This window comes from Elstera sp., from assembly GCF_044372965.1.
Taxonomy (GTDB): Bacteria; Pseudomonadota; Alphaproteobacteria; order Elsterales; family Elsteraceae; genus Elstera.
Genome location: NZ_JBILQX010000220.1, coordinates 1 through 5148 on the forward strand (window position 1 = coordinate 1; position 5148 = coordinate 5148).

The 5148-nt window shown below is 60.2% G+C and carries 3 protein-coding genes; all 3 read right to left on the reverse strand.

What is annotated here, in order from left to right:
- The coding region (locus ACIQ36_RS18135) for an Ig-like domain-containing protein (RefSeq protein WP_395831930.1) at positions 1–1241 on the reverse strand (1241 nt) is incomplete at its 3' end.
- A 688-nt stretch (positions 1242–1929) separates the two neighbouring features.
- The gene (locus ACIQ36_RS18140; protein WP_395831932.1) at positions 1930–4692 is read right to left on the reverse strand and encodes a glycosyltransferase; all 2763 of its coding nucleotides are present in this window, start codon (positions 4690–4692) and stop codon (positions 1930–1932) included.
- Between the two features lie 84 nt (positions 4693–4776).
- A partial coding sequence (locus ACIQ36_RS18145) for a fumarylacetoacetate hydrolase family protein (protein WP_395831934.1) occupies positions 4777–5148 on the reverse strand: 372 nt, incomplete at its 5' end.

Below are 5148 nucleotides of genomic sequence, written 5' to 3' on the forward strand. Positions count from 1 at the left end.
CCTTTTGTGCCAATCGTTGCAACGCCCGCACCGGCAACGAAAACCTGCGTCCCCAAAATCAAATCGGACGAAAAGTCGATCTTACTATCCGTCCCGGCGCGCCAATCGGTGATGGTATCGAACCTAGTCGACGTGGCGTCCCGGGTCGACGACGTCGTAAAAACGAAGCTATTCGCCCCGGCCCCGCCGGTGATGGTATCGAAACCCTCGCCGCCGTTAATCGTATCGGCAAGGCGCGTACCGACGATCACGTTATCCGCGATATTCCCGGTCACATTGGCACCGAAGCTGGTCACGCCCGACAGATCAATATTATTCGCCGCGTTTCCACCGATGGCGGAACTATTGATCGTCTGCGCCGTCAGATCGGCGGTGAGCGTTGCGGTTGCAACGCCGCTTGCCGTGATCTGCCCGCCGGTATTCGTGATCGTCAAACTCTGGCCCGCACCGAAATTCAGCGTCGTGCTATCCGCGATACCCGCAAAATTATTCCCGTCTTTGTCCTTCAGATACCCAGCGTCCATTTTGATGTAGTAGGAGCCATTGGCAAGAAGATCGTCCGTGGGATTGATCGTCAATTTTGTCGTGGTCGTTTTTACCAGGCTGGATTTAACCGTAAACACTTCGACCAGTGTTCCATCGGATTTGTAGAGGTACAAACTTCCGGAAGCGCCAAGTTGCACTTCTTTATTGAACGTAATCGAAATATCAGCCTTAGGATCGAAACCTGTCGCATTATCCAGGGGCACCGACGATGTAATCTTAGGCGAGTTAACGTTGATGAAATAGCCAGGCAAAGTTTTGCCGGTCGTATCCAACCCAACCGGGATATAGAGAAGCTGCCCCGTCACGGGCGTGAAGTCGGTCGGGACAGTCAGCTTCGACACATCGACGCCGCTGTTGCTCGGCAGCGTGAAGGTCGACAGGAACGGCGCAATTTGAGCAACACGGGCATAGGCCGTGGAGAATTGGCCCGCAAAAATTGCATCCGTAAAAACCTTATCGGACTTAAAGGCGGCAAGATTGATCCCGTTCCCCATATTCCGGCCTTCGGCAATCCCGAAGTTAACGAAATGATCGTAAGCGCTCGAGAAGAGCCCGGCGGCAATCGACGCGCGCACGTCGGGATTAGCGCTTAAATAGGAAGTCTGATTGAAATAGGGGCTTGGGGTTTGCCCCGCAATACTTCCTACGGCAGCGAAATATTCGAAGGGTTTAATTTCACCACGGTAAACCAACACAGCGACATCAGGGGTGTTCTTTAAATAGTAATTTGTATCAAAAAACGCACTAGGATCGCGACTCTCCTTAATACCATTATTAATAAAATGATCGTAGGCCGTGGTTTTTTTCGCCGTCACGGCTGTCGCGACATCGCTATATTTAGCCAAATAATAATTTGCGTCAAAATAACCGTTCGGGTTGCGCTTCTCGGCTGCCCCAAACTTGGTGAAATGCGCTTCCGCCGTCGTGCTCCCACTGAGAACCGCGGCTTGGACATCCTTGTTTGTGCGTAGATAATACGCTTGATCAAAATACGGGATGGTCATTGGTCGCACGCCCCTAGCAGAGTCCGGACTAACATACCGCACGTGTCATACAAAACACTTGCGAACTAGCGTGTCTCATGGCAGTAAGACAAAGCGCTATTTTCCCGCTAAGCCTTTGCACGTGACGTTAGCAAGGTAATGCGTCCGGCCTTCCGAGGAAACCGGAAAAAAATGCCGCCCCTCCGATATTTCAAACGTCAATCCTATTGTCAGAGTCCGAAGCGGACCGTATGCTGAAAAGGCCTGTAGAGCGACATTGCCTCTGTTGGCCTACAGGTCCGGTCTTGCGATCAGACCGGCAGACCGCCTTAGATCCTGCTTGCAAACATGAATAACCCCCAGATTTTGCGTCTGGGGGTTATTTATGGGCTTCGAAGGATTAGAAGCGCAGCGCGGCTTCCACCCGCTCGGCAAAAAGCGCCGGGGAACAATCTTCCGCCACCCTCGCCAAAGCATGGCTGCGCAAACGGTGCCAAAGCTCTGTATCCGTGTAGAGCCGGGCAATCGCCGCCGCGAATCCGTCGGGATCGGCAGCGGCGAGCACGGTATCATCTGAGGACCAGCCGAGTTGCTGCGCGAGGAGTGGCGTACACACCACCGGCAAGCCATGGGCCGCCGCCTCATGCACCTTATGGGGAATGCCGCCCGCAAAGCGGGTTGGGGCTACGAAAACGCGGCTGCGGTCATAATAGGGTCGAAGATCGTCGACCTCCCCGATAAACCCTATCCCCTGCCCGGCAATTGCGCGCAAGCTCGGCGCCTCAGCGCGGCCGCAGGCGAGCAAATCAATCCGGTCCGGCAGAAGGGCGCGGAGGCGTGGCATAATTTCGCGCGCAAACCACAGCAGCGAATCCACATTCGGCGAGTGATCATCGGTCAACCGCCCGACGAACAACAAATCGTGGCGCTCGGCAAAGGGGCGCGGCGTGGGGTCGGGCACGAGCCCATGGCCCACGATCTGAACATCGGCAAACCCGGCAGCCCGAAAATGCGCGGCTTCGGTTTCAGAAACCGTCAAGACGCGCCGGGCAGGGCGGGCAAGATCAAGCTCCGCCCCCACCGCGCGTTCCGCCTGTTGAATCGCAGGCGTGAGGTCGAAGAGGCGCGCGCGCGTCAATTCCCGCAACGCGAATACCGCCTCGGCATCATAAATCAGGGTCGCCGCGCCCAGCAGCCCCGCATGTTTCGCCATCAACCGCCCAAGCTCGGCCATATTATGCGGGCGGCTAACCAGAACCGCGTCGTAATAGCCGCGTCGCGCCTCTAAAAACGCTTCGAGCCCGCTGCGTCCCCGGCCCATGGCCACTTCCACCGTTGGCGGCAGCGCGGCATAGGTTTTGTCCCAATCCTCCGTCGGCACCGCCATTGGATAGAAGGTTACGAACCGGCCCGTTCCCGCGAGATGGGTGATAATATCGCGGGCGCGCGGCAATCCGGCCCCCAGCGAGGGCAGCGGTACTTGATCGTCGATCACCAGAATCCGCGCGGGTTTGGGCACGGAGAGCCCCGACCGCATCCGCGCCCAAAGCTCTTGCCCCGACCCGGCGGTGCGGTGGCCCGCTAAAACGCTGCGATGTTTTTGCTCAAACAGCCCCTGGTTGCGCTGTTGCAGCGCCAGCGCCGTTTCGCTTTTTTGGGCACTACCAAACTCGAAATGATCAATAACCGCGCGGGGCTCGTAGACCACACGCAGGCCGCGCTGCCAGAGCCGCAGGCAGAAATCGGTCTCCTCGTAATAAGCCGGGGCGAAGCGATCATCGAGCCCGCCCATCGCCTCGAATGCGTCCCGGTTGAACAGCAGAAACGCCCCCGAGGCATAGTCCACGTCGCGGCGAAACATCGCTTCCCCAGCCTCGGGCAGCAGATCGCGGCCATAGCCGAGGCAACTGCCATCGCGCCAAATGATGCTACCCGCCTCCTGCAACCGGCCGTTCGGTAGCACAATGCGCCCGCCGACCGCCCCGATATCCGGGCTGCTCTGTAAGGTGGCGAGCGCCGCCGCCAAACTGCCGGGGCGCATTACCGCGTCATTATTCAGCAGCACCACCCGAGGGGCGCGGCACTGGGGAACGGCGAGGTTGACCGCCCGCAAAAATCCCAGATTGTCGCTCTGCGGTAACAGGGTTACCCCCTCCACCCGCGCCAGCAGCGCGCTGGTGGCATCCGTCGAGGCATTGTCGACGATGACCACCTCCAGCGGCACCTCGGTTTCCGCCGCCAACGCGCTCAGGCAGGCGTGGGTGAGTTCGGCCTGATTCCAGAGCACCAGAACGATCGAAACCTCAGGCCGTGCCGCACGGGGCAGCCGAAGCGGGGTATCGCCGGCCATAAAATCGGTCAACGCCGCGGTCTTTTGAGCGCGAAAGGCGGCTTTCGCGGCAAGAAGATCGGGGGCCTGGGCCGAGCCGCCCTGCGGTCTCAGCAGGCGACGCCGCAGGGCCAAAAGCGCCGCCCCCAGCGGCAGGGCCAATAATTTCGAGCGCAGCCACAGCTTCACCCGCTGCTTGAGGCCCGCCCCCTGCAAGAGCCGCAAGGGCGCGGTAACACGCCACGAGCGCGAGGCGTAGATTTCGGCAAGGGTCCGCTCGAACCGTCGCCGTTCCTCCTGCCGATCTAACAGAAGCTCATCAATCCGCTGGCGTAAGCGCGCCGTCTCCGCGTCGGATGGGGCGGCGAACCCGCGCCCCAACGGCAAGCAAAGGTCCGATACAGCCCGTAAATTGCCATCGGATACGGCGTTTAACGCTGCGGGAAGCGCGCCGGTCAGAAGCACACGCCCCGCTGGCCCCAAGTCGAACGCCAAGCCGGGGATGGGCAGATCGCGCCCTGGCGGAAGCACCCAAAGCGCCAGCCGCTCACGGTCCAGCGGGTGTTCGCTCCCCTCAAGACAATCGACGAGGTGGAGGGGCGGACCGTCCGCCGGGCGCGTCTCCCCCGCAACCGCGCGCCAGAAAACTTGCGCCGCCCCCTTAAGCGTTACCTCGGTCGGCGCTAACGTCAGAAGAAGCCAGCGGACGAGGGGAACAAAGGCACGGCGGTCGCCCTCCGGCCTTACATCCTCGGGCAGAGGGCGGGAAAGCCAGGCGACCTGCGCCAGAACATCGGCCGACAGGCCATCGTGCGGAGGGGGGGAGGAATGCATCACGCCGCTAGGTTTATGCTAAGCCCCCGCCCTGGGTCAAACGGACCTCGCCGGGCACCGCCATATTTCAACAAAATCCCGGCTTCACGAACGCGGTGCAATTGTCAGGCTGATCTCGCCCAGCCCGGCAATACCGCCCGTCACTTGGTCGCCCGGCACCAGCGGCCCCACCCCTGCCGGAGTTCCCGTCATGATGAGATCGCCGGGTTGCAGCGTGACCGAGCGCGATAGAAACGCAATAACATCCGCCACCGGCCAAATCATATCGGCAAGGTCGCCGGTTTGCTTTTCGACCCCATTCACCGCAAGCCAGATCCGGCCCTGCTTGGCGGTTGCGCCACTCTCCACCCGATGCAGCGGCGCAATTGGTGCCGATAAATCGAAGCCTTTCGCAAGATCCCAGGGCCGACCCGTGGCTTTCGCCGCACCCTGCAAATCCCGGCGCGTTAGATCGAC

Bases quoted from the DNA above. Each gene is read 5' to 3' on its own strand.
- ACIQ36_RS18140 (WP_395831932.1), bottom strand. From the start codon at position 4,692: ATGCATTCCTCCCCCCCTCCGCACGATGGCCTGTCGGCCGATGTTCTG.